At 70.0% G+C, this 17,554-nt stretch carries 18 protein-coding genes; 17 read left to right on the top strand and 1 reads right to left on the bottom strand.

The features are described 5' to 3' along the window. Nucleotides 1-126: 126 nt before the first annotated feature. The 15 genes from ACWPXE_RS04770 to modC all read left to right on the top strand — a co-directional run bounded on the left by ACWPXE_RS04770 (nucleotide 127) and on the right by modC (nucleotide 15,595). Nucleotides 127-879: an SPOR domain-containing protein gene (locus ACWPXE_RS04770; RefSeq protein WP_454016892.1), complete on the top strand. Its 753-nt coding sequence runs from the start codon at nucleotides 127-129 to the stop codon at nucleotides 877-879. 41 nt (nucleotides 880-920) lie between these two features. Then, the gene (locus ACWPXE_RS04765) at nucleotides 921-1,346 is read left to right on the top strand and encodes a hypothetical protein (protein ID WP_454016891.1); all 426 of its coding nucleotides are present in this window, start codon (nucleotides 921-923) and stop codon (nucleotides 1,344-1,346) included. A 27-nt stretch (nucleotides 1,347-1,373) separates the two neighbouring features. Next, nucleotides 1,374-2,717 carry a type VI secretion system baseplate subunit TssK gene (tssK, locus tag ACWPXE_RS04760; protein ID WP_376999336.1) on the top strand — a complete coding sequence of 448 codons (1,344 nt, stop codon included), beginning with the start codon at nucleotides 1,374-1,376 and terminating at the stop codon, nucleotides 2,715-2,717. Nucleotides 2,718-2,725: 8 nt separating this feature from the next. After that, nucleotides 2,726-3,607, top strand: a complete 882-nt coding sequence (locus ACWPXE_RS04755) for a DotU family type IV/VI secretion system protein (protein WP_454016890.1) — start codon at nucleotides 2,726-2,728, stop codon at nucleotides 3,605-3,607. A gap of 15 nt (nucleotides 3,608-3,622) precedes the next feature. Continuing rightward, nucleotides 3,623-5,395 carry a type VI secretion system protein gene (locus ACWPXE_RS04750; RefSeq protein WP_454016889.1) on the top strand — a complete coding sequence of 591 codons (1,773 nt, stop codon included), beginning with the start codon at nucleotides 3,623-3,625 and terminating at the stop codon, nucleotides 5,393-5,395. 522 nt (nucleotides 5,396-5,917) lie between these two features. After that, nucleotides 5,918-7,756, top strand: coding sequence for a hypothetical protein (locus tag ACWPXE_RS04745; RefSeq protein WP_454016888.1), 1,839 nt, complete (start codon nucleotides 5,918-5,920; stop codon nucleotides 7,754-7,756). An 8-nt stretch (nucleotides 7,757-7,764) separates the two neighbouring features. Continuing rightward, nucleotides 7,765-8,868 (top strand): type VI secretion system protein TssA, encoded by a 1,104-nt coding sequence (gene tssA, locus ACWPXE_RS04740; RefSeq protein WP_454016887.1) that lies wholly within the window; start codon nucleotides 7,765-7,767, stop codon nucleotides 8,866-8,868. 3 nt (nucleotides 8,869-8,871) lie between these two features. Continuing rightward, complete coding sequence (locus tag ACWPXE_RS04735; RefSeq protein ID WP_454016886.1) at nucleotides 8,872-9,429, top strand: Hcp family type VI secretion system effector; 558 nt, start codon at nucleotides 8,872-8,874, stop codon at nucleotides 9,427-9,429. Beyond that, on the top strand, nucleotides 9,426-10,013 hold the full coding sequence (locus ACWPXE_RS04730) for a TIGR00645 family protein (RefSeq protein WP_454016885.1): 588 nt from the start codon (nucleotides 9,426-9,428) through the stop codon (nucleotides 10,011-10,013). The genes ACWPXE_RS04735 and ACWPXE_RS04730 overlap by 4 nt, the downstream gene beginning before the upstream one ends. A gap of 26 nt (nucleotides 10,014-10,039) precedes the next feature. Continuing rightward, entirely contained in the window at nucleotides 10,040-10,981 is a 942-nt protein-coding gene (locus ACWPXE_RS04725) for a hypothetical protein (RefSeq protein ID WP_454016884.1), read from the top strand. 96 nt (nucleotides 10,982-11,077) lie between these two features. Further along, nucleotides 11,078-11,809 (top strand): SIMPL domain-containing protein, encoded by a 732-nt coding sequence (locus ACWPXE_RS04720; protein ID WP_454016883.1) that lies wholly within the window; start codon nucleotides 11,078-11,080, stop codon nucleotides 11,807-11,809. 417 nt (nucleotides 11,810-12,226) lie between these two features. Next, nucleotides 12,227-13,018, top strand: a complete 792-nt coding sequence (locus ACWPXE_RS04715) for a TOBE domain-containing protein (protein ID WP_454016882.1) — start codon at nucleotides 12,227-12,229, stop codon at nucleotides 13,016-13,018. Nucleotides 13,019-13,042: 24 nt separating this feature from the next. Then, on the top strand, nucleotides 13,043-13,789 hold the full coding sequence (modA, locus tag ACWPXE_RS04710; protein WP_454016881.1) for a molybdate ABC transporter substrate-binding protein: 747 nt from the start codon (nucleotides 13,043-13,045) through the stop codon (nucleotides 13,787-13,789). A gap of 34 nt (nucleotides 13,790-13,823) precedes the next feature. Further along, nucleotides 13,824-14,492, top strand: a complete 669-nt coding sequence (modB, locus tag ACWPXE_RS04705) for a molybdate ABC transporter permease subunit (RefSeq protein WP_014198586.1) — start codon at nucleotides 13,824-13,826, stop codon at nucleotides 14,490-14,492. Beyond that, complete coding sequence (modC, locus tag ACWPXE_RS04700; protein ID WP_454016880.1) at nucleotides 14,489-15,595, top strand: molybdenum ABC transporter ATP-binding protein; 1,107 nt, start codon at nucleotides 14,489-14,491, stop codon at nucleotides 15,593-15,595. The genes modB and modC overlap by 4 nt, the downstream gene beginning before the upstream one ends. A gap of 18 nt (nucleotides 15,596-15,613) precedes the next feature. Here the strand turns inward: modC and ACWPXE_RS04695 are convergent, their stop codons facing one another. Then, entirely contained in the window at nucleotides 15,614-16,513 is a 900-nt protein-coding gene (locus ACWPXE_RS04695) for a DMT family transporter (RefSeq protein ID WP_454016879.1), read from the bottom strand. 12 nt (nucleotides 16,514-16,525) lie between these two features. Between ACWPXE_RS04695 and ACWPXE_RS04690 the strand changes: the two genes are divergently transcribed. Then, a complete protein-coding gene (locus ACWPXE_RS04690; RefSeq protein ID WP_454016878.1) occupies nucleotides 16,526-16,969 on the top strand; it encodes an acyl carrier protein in 444 nt (147 codons plus the stop codon). A 103-nt stretch (nucleotides 16,970-17,072) separates the two neighbouring features. Further along, nucleotides 17,073-17,501 (top strand): DUF1489 family protein, encoded by a 429-nt coding sequence (locus ACWPXE_RS04685; protein ID WP_454016877.1) that lies wholly within the window; start codon nucleotides 17,073-17,075, stop codon nucleotides 17,499-17,501. Nucleotides 17,502-17,554 lie beyond the last annotated feature (53 nt).

Below are 17,554 nucleotides of genomic sequence, written 5' to 3'. Positions count from 1 at the left end.
GGGACTACGCCAGAACGAACCAGACAGCGCGCGGATTTGGGCCGCCGGGATGCTTCTATCAGGCTGGGCCGTCACCCTGCACGGCGAGCGGTCCGCCCGACGGTTTCTTCCTCAGGATTTTCCGCGATGACCACGATCACGCTCGGACGATGGCAGGTGGCGGCTTTGGCCGCCGGCGTCGCCGTGCTGACCGTCGTGGCCCTGCTGCTGGGCGCGGTGTTGGCGGCGCTGATCCTGACCGGCGGCGACAACACGCCGGTGGCGTCGGCCTCCGCTCCCGCCACTGTGCCCGCCGCGGCGTCTACCGCTGGCGGCGGACTGGGTGCGATGGCACGGAGCAACATCGCCGACAGCTTCGAGGCCCGCCAGGGCGTGATCGAGACGGCGGACATCTTCAGCGACGAGGCGCGCGGGCGGGCGATTTCGGCGACCGAGCCGATGACCCGCGGCGCCGCGGATGCGGCCCGCCGCTTCCTGCCCGGCTGGATGGCCGGCACCGCCGCCCACGTCATCGAGAAATCCGCTTACCGCGTCACCGAATTCGCCGGCAACAGCGTGGAAGGTGTTGTCGAGGATACGCTGAACGACCGGCTGGACGCCCTGAAGGAAGATGGCCCGGCGCCGGTCCGCCACTACGCCATCGAACTCGGGCGCTTCGCGACCCCGGCCAACGCGGAGTCCTTCGCCGCCGCCGCCGCCCAGCGCGGCGTGCGCGGCACGGTCGATTTCGCGCCGCTGCCGGGCGGCAACGCCCCCTACGCCGTGCGCACCGGACGTTACGCCGCCGCTGACGAGGCCGCCCGCGCGCTGGACGCGCTGACGCGGGCGAACGGGGTGTCCGGAACCGTCGTCACCCTTGCCGAAGCGGGAGAGCGCTGAACGCCATGAGTCCGGTGAACGGAAAACGAGTGGGGCCGCGATTGGCAACGGCCGGCGCGCTGGCGCTGGCGCTGTTCGCCGCCGGATGCGCGGACAAGCCGCGCGCCGCGCTGGACAGCGTGTCCTTCACGGTCGCCCCCGCTGCCAACGACACCACGCCGGTCGCCATCGACCTCGTGTCCGTTCGCGACAAGGCGCTGGTGGACAAGCTGGGGGCGCTGACCGCCACGGAGTGGTTCGGCCAACGCGAGCAGTCCATGCGCGACCATCCGACCACGCTCGGCGTGACGAGCTGGGAACTGGTCCCCGGCCAGACGCTGAAGGCGGACCTGCCGCCGGGCGAGCCGGCCTGGGCGATCCTGGTCTTCGCCAACTATTCCACGCCGGGACCGCACCGCCTGCGCGTGCCGGACACACGAACGCTGACCCTCACCGCCGGGGACAAGGATGTCGAACTGGTTCCGTGATGTTCTTTCCTTCTCCGTGAGGACCGCATGACCGAGGCGCGCGACATTCCCGACGCCATCGACTGGCACGACGGGATGCTGCTGGCCCCGCAGCATTTCCAGCAGCAGGCGCTGCGGCACGAGCGGCAGCTGACCTACCATGTCCGGCAGGCGCGGCCCTTCCATTGGGGCGTCGTCCATCTCCAGGTCGACCGCGTGCAACTCGTCTCCGGGCTGGTCCAGGTGCGGGAGTTGGAGGCGATCCTGCCCGACGGCCTCGTCGTGGACTACCGCGCCGGGATCGACGAGCCGCTGGAGGTGGACATCTCCGCCTACGCCGACCCGGTGGGGCAGACGCAGATCACCATCCACCTGATCGTTCCCGCCGCCCGCGGCGACCGCGCGCCGGGGCCGGGGGAGACGCCGCGCTACGTCTCGGTCGAGGGCGCCCCGGTCGCCGACCAGCATGGCGGGGAGGAACTGTCGATCGCCCGGCTGCGCCCGCGGCTGGCCCTGTTCGCCACCACCGGCCCGACGCAGAAGCCGCCGCAGAAGTTCGTCTCGATGCCGATCGCGCAGGCGACCTTCCGCAACGACGCCTTCGTGCTGACCGACTTCGTGCCGCCGGCGCTGACCGTCGCCGCCAACGCGCCGCTCGGCCGGCTGGGGGCGGAGGTGGTGCGGCGTGTGCGCGAGAAGGCGCTGTTCCTGGCCGAACGCTCCGGTGTCGGCAACGGCAACCCGGCAACCGAGCTGGCCGAGGCCGCGCGGGCGGAAATCCGCAGCCTCGTCACCGGCCTGCCGCCGCTGGAGGCGCAACTCGGCGTCGGCGTCTGCCACCCGTTCGACGTTTACATGTCGCTGTGCACGCTCGCCGGGCACCTGTCGGCCTTCGCCAGCGGCGCCGTGCCGGCCAAGCTGTCGCGCTACGACCACGACGACCCGATGGCGAGCTTCGGCGAGGTGCGCGACTTCATCCTGCGCATGATCGACCGGGTGAAGGAGGGCGTCGCCCGCATCCCCTTCACCTTCGAGGACGGCATGTTCGGGCTGCCGATGGACGAGGCCTGGCTGAAGGGCCGGCTGGTCGTCGGCGTGCGCGGCCCGGCCTCCGCCCCGGTCAGCGAGGTCGCCGCCTGGATGGAGAATTGCATCGTCGCCTCCCGCTCGCGGCTGGAGACGCTGTCCGGCCTGCGCGTCAAGGGGGCCGAGCGCGTCGCGCTGGACGACAGCGGCGAGGGCGGGGTGGCCGCCCCGCGCGGCGTGGTGCCGTTCGAGATCAAGGTCGATCCCCGCTACATCGTCCCCGGCGAGCGGCTGGAGATCTGGAATCCGGACTCGCTGGGCAGCCGCTTCCGCCCCGTCGAGATCACCCTCTTCGTCAGCGCCTGAGGCTGGGAATGACCGCCATGCTGCACCGCCGGGATCTGGTCGATCACTTCCTCGCCTTCGCGCGGGAACTCCGGAAGCACCGCGCCGCGGTCGGGGCGGGTCGTCCCGCCGCCGCCGCGAAGCCCGAGGGCGCCGCTGGGGAGACGGCGGACAGCCTGCCGGCCTTCCTGACCGAGGACGCCCTGGCCATCCCGGCGCCCCGCGGTGCCGCCGCGGCGGTGCCGGCCCTGGTGTTGGAGCCCGACGCCGAGATCATCATTCGCCGCCTTCAGGACTTCCTGGAAGCGCAGGCGGTCCAGGTCGGGCGCACCGGCACCGACCTGATGATCAGCCAGCACCGCGAGGCGCAATACGCCATGGCGGCGCTGGCCGACGACCTGTTCATCCACGACGTGGAATGGAACGGGCGGGAGCTGTGGCGCAGCGTGCTGCTCGAGCAGGCGGTGTTCCGCACCCGTCTGGCCGGCGAGCGGGTGTTCGACCGGATGGAGGCGCTGCTCGCCAGCAACGACCGGCGGCTGGTGCAACTGGCGGCGGTCTACCTCTGCGTGCTCGGCATGGGGTTCAAGGGGCGCTGCCGGGTGCCGGGCGGCGAATCCACCCTGCGTGACTACAGCGCCCGCCTGTTCGAGTTCATCGCCGGCCGCGAGTCCGAGCTGGGCGCCGGGGTGCTGCCCGGCGGGCGCACGCTGATCCCCGCCGCCTACGCCTACACGCTGACCGACGGCAAGGCGCGCACGCTGGCGCGCGGGCCGCGCTGGCCGCTGGTGCTGGGGGCCATCGCCGGGCTGTGGCTGGTGCTGGGTCAGGCGCTCTGGTGGATGTCCACCGCACAGCTTTCCAACGCGGCGGACGCGGTGCTTCAGGCATCCGTCCGCGTGACCCGCTGACGGGAGAGGACGGTCATGGAACTCCTGGCAGCGGTCCTGTCCGGCATCGCCGGCAACCAGATCTGGGTCTTCGCGGGGCTTCTCGTCCTCGTGCTGCTGATCATCGCGGTGATGGCGGCGATCCTGCTGCGCGCCCGCAGCGCGGCACCGCCCGCCCCGGCGGAACCCGCCGCCCTACCGCCGCCCGACGCCGCGGCGGAGGAGGGCGGGGCGGTCCCGGCGCTGGCCGCCACCGCGCCCGACGTCACCATCCGCGACATCCGCCGCCTGTTCCGCGACGGTCTGGCCGCCTATCGCGAGACGCTGTCGCGCAACGTCTATCTGGTGCCCTGGTATCTGCGCACCGGCGTGGCCGCATCGGACGACGCCGGCCTGCTGTCCTGCGCGGAGGAGGTGCGCCCCCCGGTGACCGCCGAGCGGCACGCCGGCTTCTCCTGGCGCTTCTACGACCGGGCGGTGGTCATCGATGTAGACGATCCCCGCGCCGCCTGGGCAGGCGTTCTGGACCTGCTGGGCCGCCGCCGTCCGATGCTGCCCGCCGACGGGCTGATCCTGACCGTTCCGCTGGCCGAGCTGGACGACGTGCGCCGCGCCACCGCGCGCGGGACGGAGCTGTACGCCCGGCTGTGGGAGATCCAGCGCACGTTGGGTTTCGCCCTGCCGGTCTATGTGGTGGTGACGGGCTGCGAGGAGGCCCCCGGCTTCGCGGCGCTGGCCGACGCCCTGCCGCCGTCCCTGACCGGCGGGATGCTCGGTTGGTCGAGCCCCTACGCGCTGGAGACGGCCTTCTCCCCCGACTTCGTGAGCGAGGCGCTGCAATCGCTGGCGGACGGCCTGCTGGCGGTGGAGCTGGAGGTGTTCGGTGCTGCGGCCACGCCGGACGGCGCCCCGCTGTTCGCCCTGACGGAGCGGCTGACCGGGACGGAGGCGGCCTTGCGCGCCCTGCTCGGCACCGCCTTCAAGCGCACCGCCTATCAGGAAACGCTCTACGTCCGCGGCATCTACTTCACCGGCCGTCCCGATCCGGACGCGGCGGCGCTGTTCGGGCGCGACCTGCTGAACCGCAAGATCTTCCCCGAAGCCGGCCTGCCCAAGCCGACCCGCGCGCTGGCCGCGTCCCGCGCGTGGCGTCGCTATTCCTGGCCGGTGGGGACGGGGGCCGCCGCGCTGGCCGCCATCCTGCTGCTGTGGATGGGCGTGCAGCGCGCCTCCACCCTGTCGGACCGGCTGGTTCCGGTGCTGGCCGACATTCCGGGCGGGCTCCAGCAACTCGCCGACCAGCGCCCGGCGGTCGAGGCCGGGGCGCCGATGACCGCCGCCTACGGCGATCCGGCCGCCCGCTTCGTGCAGGGCGTGACGATGCTGCCCACCGATTGGACCTTCAACCCGCTGCCGGCCTCCTGGATCAGCGGCGTCCCGGATTCGGTGTCGGGAGCGCTGGCCGTCGGCTACCGCCGGCTGGCCCTGTCGACCGTGCGCGACGTGGCCGAGGACCGGCTGCGCCGACTGACCCGCGACGGCGGGGTGGGGCCGGCGGGGCGGGCGCCTTCGAGCGGCTGCGCGCCTTCGCAGGCGAGGTCGGCATCGCCGAGGGGCTGGCCCGCGCCTACAACAACGTCGACGCCCGCGATCCGACCCTGCCGCTGGACGAGGTGCTGGACTTCGCGCTGGGCTCCGGCGTGGCGCGCGGCTTCTCCGCGCGGCTGCACGGCTGGGAGATCGACCAGCCGCCGGGCGGCACCGCCATCCCGGCGCCGGGACCGGGCGCGCAACGCCCCATCGACCTGACCGCCCACCGGGCCGAGGTCAGCCGCCGTTTCCGGCAGTACGCCGACGCCTATCTGCGCGACCTCGCCATGGGCGGCCTCGCCGCCGCGCGGCTGTCGGTCGCCGCCAGCGAGCTGGAATTGTTGGCCGGCGGAGCGCGGTCCGGCGCCGACGCGGCGGCGGCCTACGCCGAGGTGCTGTCGAGCCTGGAGGACGCCGCCCGCGGCCTGGGGGCGGAGCGCGGCGCCTGGATCGGCGCCAACGGCCCCGTCCTGCCGCCGGAGTTCGAGGCGCTGCTCGGCCGGCTGGAGAAGTCCGACCTGCTCGGCCCGAACCTGCGCGCCGACATCCTGGATCTGGCGCAGCGCCGCTACGACGAGGCGGGCGTCGGCGCCCGCAGCCTGGACTCGGTGATCGGCCGCCTGGGGGAGGGCCCGCAGGGGGGGCCCCGCTTGGGCCCCGGCGGAGGGGCAGTTCCGCCCCCCCTGGGGGGTGAGTGTGCCCGCCGGTTTCAGGAGGAGGGACGACAGGGGCGCGTGGGCGATGCCCGCCGTGGGCGCCGGCTGGGACCGCGCCGCGCTGGACAGCATCCCGCCGCTGGTCGAGGACTATCTGCTGTTCGACGCCAAGGACCTGCCGCAGGCGCCGGCCATGCTGCGCACCTCCATGCGGGCGGCGGCGCAGCACCAGCGCCGCCAGGGGGTGGAGCGCATCCTCGCCCGCGCCCTGGCCGGCAGCCCGGCGGGCGGCGGGGTGGACCGGGCGGGTGGGCTGGCGCAGCTCCGCGCCTCGGCCCACGCGCTGCGCACCGCCTTCCCAGTTCTGGCCGAAACCATGCAGTCCTTCCGCCAGATCGGGCTGACCACCTCCGCCGACACCATCCGCGACACGGTGGCCCGGCAGGCCAACTCCGTTCTGGCCCAGGCCGACCGGCTGTTGGAGGGCGACCAGCTCTACCGGCCCGACGCCCACGCGCTGGACGTCTGGGTGGACGGGCCGCTGGTGCCGCACCTGCTGTTCGGGCAGACCACGCCGGCTGGACTGGCGCTCTATCTCGGCAATGCCCGGCAGGAGGTGACGGTGCTCGCCCGCGACATCGCCGCCCCGGTGGTGGAGATCCTGGAGCGTCCGGTGATGGGCGCCGGCACCGGTTCGGGCGCCGCCTCCAAGTGGGCGCGCATCATCACCGAACTGGACAAGTACGACGGCGGTCGCCCGAACAGCTCCCTGGCGCAGCTCGAAAAATTCGTGACGGTGGAAAGCGCCGCGGTGGACGCCGCCGGTTGCCAGAATCTCGGCGCCATCGACGGCGTGCCCGACGACTTCTTCCGCAGCCGTCTGGCCGAGCTGAAGCAGTGGATCGCCACGCGCTGCGTGCTGGCCGCCGACGCCCGCGTCTACGACGCCTACGTGGACATGGCCGCGTCCTTCAACGAGATGCTGGCCGGCCGCTTCCCCTTCGCCGCCGCCGCGGTGGCGGGCGAGGAGGCGGACCCGGCGACGGTGCGCGCCTTCTACGAGCGGTTCGACGCGCGCTCGGCCTTCGTGCTGGAGGGGCTGCGGCGCGGCGAGCGCTTCGGCACCGCCGGGCGGGAAGCGCTGCGCTTCGTCGAGACGATGGAGCGGGCGCGCCCGCTGCTGATCGCCGCGGTGACCCCCGACCAGAGCGGCGGCCTGGCGCTCGACCCCGCCTTCCGCGTCAACCGCGGCCGTGAGGCCGGGGGCAGCGACATCATCGAATGGAAGCTCGCCACGCCGAACGGCGCCCTGTCCAGCATGCTGCCGCGGACGCCGTTGCGCTGGTACCCCGGCGACAAGCTTAGCGTGACGCTGCGCTGGGCCAAGGACGGCACGGTGCTTCCCGTGTCCGGAGTCGGTGCGGGGGTGACGGTGGATGGGCCTTCGCTGCGCTTCGACTACGACGGTCCCTGGGCGTTGTTCGCCCTGGCCAGCCGACAGGCCGCGCCGCAGCGCGACCGCCGCCCCGGCCCGGACACCGAGCCGCTGCTGCTGTTCGAAGCCACGGCCAGCGGCCCCGTCAAGGAAGCTGCCGCCGCTGCCCCGATGCCGATCGCTCCGGTGGCGCAGGCGACGCCGCAACCCGCGGTGAAGCCCAACGTGCGGGTCTTCATGACGCTGGCGGTCAAGCGCACCGTTCTGTCCGACGGCAAGCCGCCGCGCGAGGAGAAGGTGGCCGTGCCGGCGCTGCCCGCGCAGGCGCCGCCGCTCGCCCCGGTCGGCTCCATGCGGCGGATGCCGGGTCTGGCCGGCTGGCCGGCGCCATCGGGCGCGGTGGCTCCGGCGGACCGCGCCTTCTTTGATCTGGGCACCCCGCCGTCCCAATCCCCGATGCTCCGCCCCGCGGCCCAACGCTTCCCGTGAGCAGCACCATGACCACCACGCCCCACCCGCTGATCGACATCGGCGCCCTGCTCCAGCCCATCCCGGGCGACGATCCGGCGGGCGACGACCTGCGCCACGGGCCGGAGTTCGACGCGCTGACCGAGGCGCGCCGAATGGACGACGATCTGGACCAAGGCATCTGGCAGACCACCGTCAAGAAGGCCGACTGGAAGGGCGTCGTCCAGCAGTCCTCGGACCTGCTGACGACCCGCACCAAGGACCTCCAGGTCGCGGCGTGGCTGGTCCAGGCGCTGGGCCACCTGCACGGCCCGGCGGGGCTGGCGCCGGGACTCCTGCTGGTCCACGGGCTGGTCGAGGACTTTTGGGACGGCCTCTACCCGCGCCTGGACGACGGCGATCCGGAGCCGCGGCTGGCGCCGCTGGTCTGGCTGGACAGCCAGCTGTCGCGTGACCTGATGGCAACTGCGATCACCCAGCCGGGGCCGCACACGGACGAGACGCACCGTTTCCAGGACTGGCAGAACGCCCAGCGCCTGCGCAAGCTCGCCACTCGCGACCCGCGCGCCTTCCACGCGGCGGTCGATGACGGCGAGGTGACGGTCGAGCAGATCCTCGCCGCGCAGGACCGCACGCCGCCCGACTTCTACCAGACCCAGCACGGTCATCTGCGCGATACGGTGACGGCGGTGCGCACCCTGGCGGCGGAACTGGACGCCGTGGCCGGCCGCGCCGCTCCCGGCTTCAGCCAGCTTCTGAAGACCCTGGAAAGCCTGATCCAGTTCCACCGCGAAGCGCTCGCCAAGCGCGGCATCGATCCGGACGGCGCCCCTGCCGCGCCGGAGGAGGCCGAGGGCGGGGAGGGGGCCACCATCGACGCGTCCGCCGAAATCATCCCCGCCGCCGCCTTCACCCGCTCCGGCGGGCCGCGGACCCGGCAGGAGGCCTACGCGATGCTCCACCAGATCGCCGATTTCCTGGCGCGGGAGGAGCCGCACAGCCCGACCTCCTACCTTGTCCGCCGAGCCGCCGCCTGGGGGAACCTGTCCCTGCCGGAGCTGTACGCCGAGCTGCTGGGCGACCGCGGCGAGGTCGGGCGGATCTTCGGCCTTCTGCGGCTTGAGGAGCGCTGAGCCATGCCCCGCATTCTGCTCGACTATCCCGGCATCAAGGGCGAGTCGCTGATCCGCAACTACAAGAATCTGGCCGACTGCGTCAGCTTCGACCTGTCCTCGGGCAAGCGCGAGGTCGGCGGCTTCAACTACGACGACCCGATCGAGGAGACCTCCTATTTCAGCGGCCGGAAGGCGCAGAAGCAGGACAAGCTCGGCGTCGACAGCCTGAAGCTGGAGCGCCACTTCGACCTTGCCTCGCCCAAGCTGATGCAGGCGGCCTTCGATCCGCAGAAGAAGGACGTCACCGCGACGATCCACTTCTTCCGCACCTTCGCGCAGTTGCAGGGCGGCGAGTTTTTCGGCGAAAGCGACATCTTTGCCGAGCCGTACCTGACCATCATCCTGAAGAACACGCAGATCACGGAGTACGTGCTGTCGGTCGACGACGACGACAGCAGCAACGGCACCGAGACCATCTCGCTGGCCTTCGACCAGCTGCAGATGACCTACCAGCACCAGATCGACGGCCGGAAAATCGGCCAAATCCGTGGCGATATCACATTGGCGAGCAAGTCATGACCCAGTCGAACCCGTCGGCCCTGACCGGCGACACCGCCCTCCTGTCCCGAAACGGTCAGAGGCGCCGCGGTCCGGCGCGCCGGGCCGAGCATTTCCTGGAGCAGGTGATGTTCCAGAGCCGCTGGCTCCTGGCGCCGCTCTATGTCGGCTTGGTGGGCGCGCTGCTGATGATCGGCTGGCGCTTCGCGCTGGAACTGGTGCACGCACTGCCGCTTCTGATTCATGGCACGGAAAACGACATCATCCTGATCGTGCTCGGGCTGGTCGATCTGACGATGGTCGGCAACCTCGTGCTGATGGTGATCTTCAGCGGCTATGAGAACTTCGTCTCGAAGATTGATGTCGCCGGCCACGCCGACCGCCCGGAATGGATGGGCAAGCTGGATTTCAGCGCGCTCAAGGTGAAGCTGATCGCCAGCATCGTGGCGATCTCCTCCATTCAGATCCTGAAGACCTTCATGAACGTGTCGGAGGTGTCCGACCGCGACCTGATGTGGCTGGTCGCCATCCACGTCACCTTCATCGTCTCCGGCGTGCTGCTGGCGACCATGGACGTGCTGGTGAAGAAGAGCCACGCGCACTGACATCCGGCAGGAAAGGAGAGGGCATCATGATTCGGTATGCGCTGGCGTTCCTCGCCATCCTTATGACCGGCCTGCCCGGAGCGTCATGGGCGGAGCCGGCGAAGGTGGTGGTCGGCACCTACGTCAACCAGATCACCGGGGTGAACCTCCGCGACAATCAGGTCAATGTGGACTTCTACGTCTGGTTCCGCTGGGACGACGACTCCCTGAACCCGCTGGAGACGTTCGAGCTGATGAACGGGCGGATCGAATCCCGCACGCCCACCCCGGTCCGCAAGCTGAAGGACACCAACTACGGGCAGGCGCGCGTCCAGGCCGTTCTGAACCAGCCCTGGGACGTGAGCCGCTTCCCCCTGGACACCCAGACCATCCGTCTGGTGATTGAGGACAGCGACCTGACGGCCGAGCACTTCGTCTATGTGCCGGACACCGACAACAGCACGCTCGATCCCGACGTCGACGTCTCGGGCTACACGCTGACCAGCAACGGCGCCACCATTTCGGCGCACCGCTACCGCACCAACTACGGCGACATCACCCTGCCGAAGAACCACGAGTCGGTCTATTCCCGCTATACCCACGCGATCACCCTGGAGCGGCCGGATTCGGTCTATTACATCAAGACCTTCTCGACCATCTTCATCTCCTCGCTGGTGGCCTTCCTGGCCTTCCTGGTGAAGCCGGTGGACCTCGACCCCCGCTTCGGACTGGGCATCGGCGCGCTGTTCGCCGTGGTCGCCTGCTACTTCGTCATCGCCAGCGACCTGCCGCGCAGCAGCGGCTTCACCCTGTCGGACCGGGTCAACCTCGCCTCCATGGGCATGATCTTCCTCAGCCTGATGCAGAGCGCGGTGTCGCTGATGATCTACGAGCGGAACGCGGCGAAGTCCCTGCTTCTGGACCGCTGGTGTCTGGTGGTCTTTCCCGTCACCTACGCGCTGCTGTGCGTCTGGCTGACGACGGTGTGACGCTGGTGATCTGATACCGCCGCGGGGCGCCGCTCCGGCCTGAGCTTCGCCACAATCCTCCGCCATGCTCCGCAGAGAGCGACGAGGGAGAGTGGGATGATCGGAAACCGGACGGCGCTGGCTGCGGCGGCGTTTCTCGCCATCGGGATCGCGGTGGCGGGCTGGTCGGCGGGGCGGGAGGTCGCCCAGGTCCGGCTGGCCGACCGCTTCGTCACCGTGAAGGGCTCCGCCGAGCGCGAGGTCAAGGCGAACCTCGCGCTCTGGCCGGTGCGCTTCGTCGCCACCGGCGACGACCTGTCCGCCGTCCAGGCGAAGACGGCAGCCGATGAAAAGGCCGTGCTGGCCTTTCTGGAACGCTACGAGCTGAGCGCCGACGCCGTCGTTTCGCGCTCGCTCGATCTCGTGGACCTGCTCGCCCAGGCTTACCGCCAGGGGCCGGCGGATCAGCGCTACATCCTCACCCGCACCCTGATGATCCGCAGCCCGGACGTGGAGCGGGTCGACCGCGCCAGCCAGAATCTGGCGGAGTTGCTCGACCAGGGCGTTACCCTGGGCGGGGAGCCGGGCATGGGCTCCGGCCCCAACTACCTGTTCACGCGGCTGAACGACGTGAAGACCGAGATGATCGCCGAGGCGACCGCCAAGGCACGCGAGGCGGCGACCCAGTTCGCGACCGACAGTGGTGCCACCCTGGGCGGCATCCGCCGCGCCAATCAGGGTCTGTTCCAGATCCTCGCCCGTGACGAGGCCCCCGGCATCATGGAAAGCCGGCAGATCGACAAGATCGTCCGCGTCGTGTCCACGCTCGACTGGGAACTGGTGGATTGACGGGGCGGCAGCGCTCCGCCCTCCCTCCCGCTGTATAGGTCATCTACATATTGGATTCGCCGCATCCGGCCAGCCCTTGCCCAGAAGGCGGCGGGCGGCACGGCCTGCGGATGGCTCATGGGCCATGATGTTGCGGAAACTGACAGTCCTGTTTCCGTAATCCGTCGATTGCGCTGCCAAGCGAGCAATAAACCCACGACTGATACCAAAATACGCTTAGAAAATCGGCAGAGTGGGCGGATGCCATGCATTGTTTGCACGATGCATTTCGTGGGTTGAACGGTTGTTCAGACCGATATCCTGCACCCTCTCGCCGATATTCCTGGAAAGATGACGATTCAGGCAAAAAGCGCTGGTTCCCCTGTTCCGAGAATGGTTATATAGCTAACGTATATAGCGAATTCGGGGTGCCCACTCATGTCCGTCCAACCGCAGGTGTCGTTCGCCGGGCCGCACGCGTCGCCGATCGGCGCGGAGCGCATCCGGCTGCTGGAGGCGGTGGGGCGCGAGGGCAGCATTTCCGGCGCGGCGCGGTCGGTCGGTGTCACCTACAAGGCGGCCTGGGACGCCATCGACGCCATGAACAACCTGTTCGGCCGCCCGCTGGTCGAGGCGCAGGCCGGCGGAAAGCGCGGCGGCGGAACCGCCTTGACGCCGGACGGCGTGCGGCTGGTCGCCACCTTCCACCGTCTGCAGAGCGAGATGGTCCGCGCCTTCCAGGTGCTGGAACCGGAACTCAACGGCACCGGCCTGTCGGCGGCCAGTTTGATGTGGGGATTCTTCATGCGCACCAGTGCCCGCAACGCCCTTCGCGGAACCATCACCGCCATCACCGACGGGGCGGTGAACGCCGAAATCACCCTGGCCATCTCGGACCAGACCTTGATCGTCGCGATCATCACCCGCGACAGCGTGCGCGACCTGGGCCTGTTCCCGGGGCGCGCGGCGACGGCGCTGATCAAGGCGCCCTTCGTGATCCTCGCCCCGGCGGACGAGGCGAAGCGCACCTCGATGCGCAACCGCGTGGAAGGCGTGGTGTCCCGCCGCGAGGACGGCGCGGTCAACAGCGAGATCACCCTGGACATCGGCGGCGGCAAGACGCTGACCGCCATCATCACGCTGCGCAGCGCCGATGACATCGGCCTGAAGCCCGGCGACCCGGCCTGCGCGCTGATCGACGCATCGCACATCATTCTTGCGGTGGATTGACGATAGATCGGAAGGAGTTTTCGAATGACGCGTTTCCTGCTTGCCGCCGTCGCGCTGCTGTCCGTCTCGGCGACGGCCCAGGCCGACGAATTCAACGTCGCGGTCGCCGCGAACTTCACCGCCCCGGCGAAGGAGATCGCCTCCGCCTTCGAGCAGAAGACCGGCCACAAGGCCGTCCTGAGCTTCGGCGCGACCGGCCAGTTCTACGCCCAGATCAAGCAGGACGCGCCCTTCGTCGTCTTCCTCGCCGCCGACGACGAGACCCCGAAGAAGGCGGTGGAGGAGGGCTTGGCCGTTCCGGAGTCCCGCTTCACCTACGCCGTCGGCCGTCTGGTGCTGTGGACCAAGGCCGGCGACGCGCCGCTGGGCGAGGGCACGCTGCGCAAGGGCGCCTTCGAGAAGCTGTCGATCGCCAACCCGGCGACCGCGCCCTACGGTCTCGCCGCCGTGCAGACGATGAAGAAGATGGGCGTCTACGAGGCGATCCAGCCGAAGATCGTCCAGGGCAACAGCATCGCCCAGGCCTTCCAGTTCGCCGAGACCGGCGCCGCCGAGCTGGCCTTCGTGGCCCTGTCCCAGGTGATTGCCAAGCCGGACGGCACCCGCTGGCCGATTCCGGAAACGCTGCACGACCCGATCTTCCAGGACGCCGTCCTGCTGAAGAAGGGCGCCGGCAACGAGGCCGCCACGGCCTTCCTCGCCTTCCTGAAGGGGCCGGAGGCAGCCGCGGTGATCTCCAAGTACGGCTACGGCACGAGGGCGCCGAACTGACCATGCCGGCCTCCCTGGTAAGGACAGCCCGCCGATGAGCTGGCAACCGATCATCCTGACCCTGGAGCTGGCGGCGCTGACGACGGTCATCCTGCTGATCGTCGGCACCCCCCTGGCCTGGTGGCTGGCGCGGTCCGGAGCTTGGTGGAAGGAGGCGGTGGCCACGGTGGTGGCGCTGCCTCTGGTCCTGCCGCCGACGGTTCTGGGCTTCTACCTGCTGATGCTGCTGGGGCCGAACGGCCCCGGTGGGTGGCTGGCCTCCCTGTGGGGCGCCCGCTCCATGGCCTTCACCTTCGAAGGGCTGGTCATCGGGTCGGTGCTGTACTCCATGCCTTTCGTGGTGCAGCCGATCCGCAACGCCTTCGAGGCGTTCGGCGACCGCCCGCTGGAGGCGGCGGCGACGCTGCGCGCCTCGCCGCTCGACACCTTCTTCACCGTGGCGGTGCCGCTGGCCCGCCGTGGCTTCCTGACCGGCGCCGTGCTGGGCTTCGCCCACACCATGGGCGAGTTCGGCGTCGTCCTGATGATCGGCGGCAACATCCCCGGCCAGACCAAGGTCCTCTCGGTGGCCATCTACGACTATGTCGAGACGCTGCAATGGGACGAGGCCCATCTGCTGGCCGGCGGCATGCTGGTCTTCTCCTTCACGGTGATCCTGACGATGATGATGCTGGAGAAGCGCATCGGGCGGGGCGGGCGATGAGCCTGTCGGTGCATTTCCACGGGACGCTCGGCCAGTTCGCTCTGGACGTGGCGTTCGAGGCGCCGGGCCGCGGCATCACCGCGCTGTTCGGCCCGTCCGGTTGCGGCAAGACCTCGGTGCTGCGTTGCGCGGCCGGATTGCAGCGGCTGAACGGGCGCTTCGCCCTGGACGGCGATGTCTGGCAGGAGGGGCGAACCTTCCGGCCGACGCACAAGCGGCCCATCGGCTACGTCTTCCAGGAGGCCAGCCTGTTCCCCCATCTGTCGGTGCGCACCAACCTGCTGTTCGGTCATCGCCGGACGGTGGGGCGCGGCGTGCCGGAGCACATCCGCCTGGACGACGTGGTCGACCTGCTGGGGCTGGGGCATCTGCTCGACCGCTCGCCCGAGCATCTCTCCGGCGGCGAGCGCCAGCGGGTCGGCGTGGGCCGCGCGCTGCTCTCGCAACCGCGCCTGCTGCTGATGGACGAGCCCCTGGCGGCGCTCGACCGCTTCAGCAAGGAGGAGATCCTCCCTTATCTGGAGCGGCTGCACGGTGTCCTGTCCGTTCCCGTCCTCTATGTCAGCCACGACATCGCGGAGGTCGAGCGGTTGGCCGACCATCTGGTGCTGCTGCGCCAGGGGCGTGTCGTCGCCGCCGGCCCCATGCAGGAGCTTCAGGCCGATCCCACCCTGCCCATCGCCCGCATGCCCGAAGCCGGGGTAACCCTGCCCGCGGTGGTGGCGGGACGGGAGGACGCCTACGGCCTGACCCTGCTGCGGCTGGATGGCGGCCATCTGCTCGTTCCGGGCGACCTCGGACCGCAGGGGACGGCGCGGCGCGCCCGCATCGCCGCGTCCGACGTCAGCCTCGCCCGCAACCCGCCGGAGGGCAGCACCATCCTGAACGCGCTTCCCGCCCGCATCGTCGCGGCGGAGCGGCACGACGACGTCCAGATGATGGCCGTCGTGGCCCTGGGCGAGGAGGGGAGGGGGGCGCGTCTGCTCGCCCGCGTCACCCGCAAGAGCTGGGACGCCCTGGGGCTGTCGCCGGGCCAGCCGGTCTACGCCCAGGTCAAGGGCGTGGCCCTGGTACAGGAAGCTCTGGTTCAGGAAACGATGTGATTCAGGGCGCGCTGCGCGTTACCCCGGCGTGAATCGCCTGGGCAGGCGCAGCGCTCCCGTCCCCATCGCGATTCCGAACAGAACGCACAGCAGTCCCGCCGCGTGGGCGAGCGTGAAGGCCTCGCCCAGGAACAGCACGGCGGCCAACACGCCCGCCGCCGGAATCAGCCCGGTGAACAGCCCGGCCCGGTTGGCCGGCACATGGGCGATCCCGCGCATCCACAGCACCACCGCCAGCAAGCCGCCGGTCAGGCCGGACGCCACGAACAGCAGCCAGACCCAGCCGGGAACTGCGACCGGATCGAAGCCGCCCAGCGTGGCCAGCGCACCCGGCGCCATCATCGTGGCCGCCAGCACATTCGCCAGACAGGTCAAAGCCAGAGGCGAAATCCGCCCGCCGAGCTGCCGGGCGAAGACTCCGTACAGCCCCTCCGACACCACCGCGCCCAGCACCAGCGCGTTGCCGACGACGGAATCGTCCGGTCCACCGCCGCCACCGGGGCGTAGATTCAGCGCGACCATGCCAACGACCGCCAGGGCGATGGCCGCGGCGCTGCCGGCTCCGATCCGCTCGCGCAGGATCAGCGCCGCCCCCAATGCCGTCATGGCCGGGATGGTGCTGGTGATGATTCCAGCGGCCACCGCACTGGTCTCGCGCAGCCCATAAAGAAGGAACAGGTTGAACAGCACCATGCCAAACAGGGAGAGCAGGGTTAGGCTCGTCCAGTCCCGGCCATTGCGCGGCATCGCCGCCGTTCCACCCCTGAGGGCAAAGGGCGCCAGCAGCACCGCGACCAGGGCGAAGCGCATTTCCGCCGCCACAAGCGGTGGGATATGGGATACGATCACCTTGGACGCTGGAACGGACAGGCCGACCAGGGCCATCGACAGGGCGAGGTTGAGATAAGCGGCGCGCATGGGCCGTATTCTATGAGCGCCGCCGCCGTCTTACGGAAGCGGCATTTTCACGCAATGAATTTGCAAAGAATGCGTGTCATTCTTTGCGCCAAGGTCGCGGTACACAAGGGGCGGGGTATGTCGGAGCCGATCCTCGGGATTACCAATTGGATGCATCTGTTCCGCTGGATCGTGAAACTGATCCGTGACGAATATGGCGTGGATGAAAAAGTTCTGACCCGCAACGCCGTGCTGGATGGTGGGATCGGCCTCACCGCCGAGCAGCTCGAACAGGTTCTGGACCACATCGCCGAAACCTTCGAGCTGACCTTCCCCGAGAACACCCTGAATGAAACTGTGCGGTTGGAAGACCTCTGCACGCTGACGGCCTGGATGCGCGGCCTCTTCAAGAAGCCGGACTTCGTCACCCCGCCGTTCGAAGAGCGTTGCCGGTCCCTCAACAACGTACCGGCCTGACCCGCGCGCCGCGCTTCCAACAACGCATGGCTGGAAACGCTGCCGTGGGTTCCCATCTGCGGCAGCGACCCCGTCCCGCCACCCCTTCTACCTTGAGCCTTTCATGCCGTTGCATCTTATCAAGCTCGCCGTCGGGATCGACGACCTCGACCATTTGGCGGCGGTGCAGGCGCGCCGCGCGCAGACCGTCGACGGCCGGTCGATGATTCCCGTGTTCACGCGCCGCGTGCCGAAGCGGGGGGAGGAAATCCTCGCCGGCGGTTCGATCTATTGGGTAGTCCGCGGTTCTGTCGCCGCCCGCCAGCGGGTGATCGCCATCGACACCACCGTGGACGAGGAAGGGGAGAACTGCTGCATTCTTGGAATGGACCCGCAACTGGTCGCCACCGTGCCGACGCCCCACCGCCCGTTCCAGGGATGGCGCTATCTCAATCCGGAAACGGCGCCCAGGGACCTGTCCGAAGCGGGCGGGCAGGGCGACGAATTGCCGGCCCATCTGGCGGCGGAACTGCGCTCGCTCGGCCTGCTGTGATCGGTTTGCCCGGCTGCGGCCCGCCAACCTATTGATTTTTCACGATCTGGCAG

It is taken from the genome of Azospirillum sp. Marseille-Q6669 (genome assembly GCF_965111635.1).
Note: the sequence above shows the minus strand (reverse complement) of the source record. Positions and strands in the feature narration are given on the sequence as shown.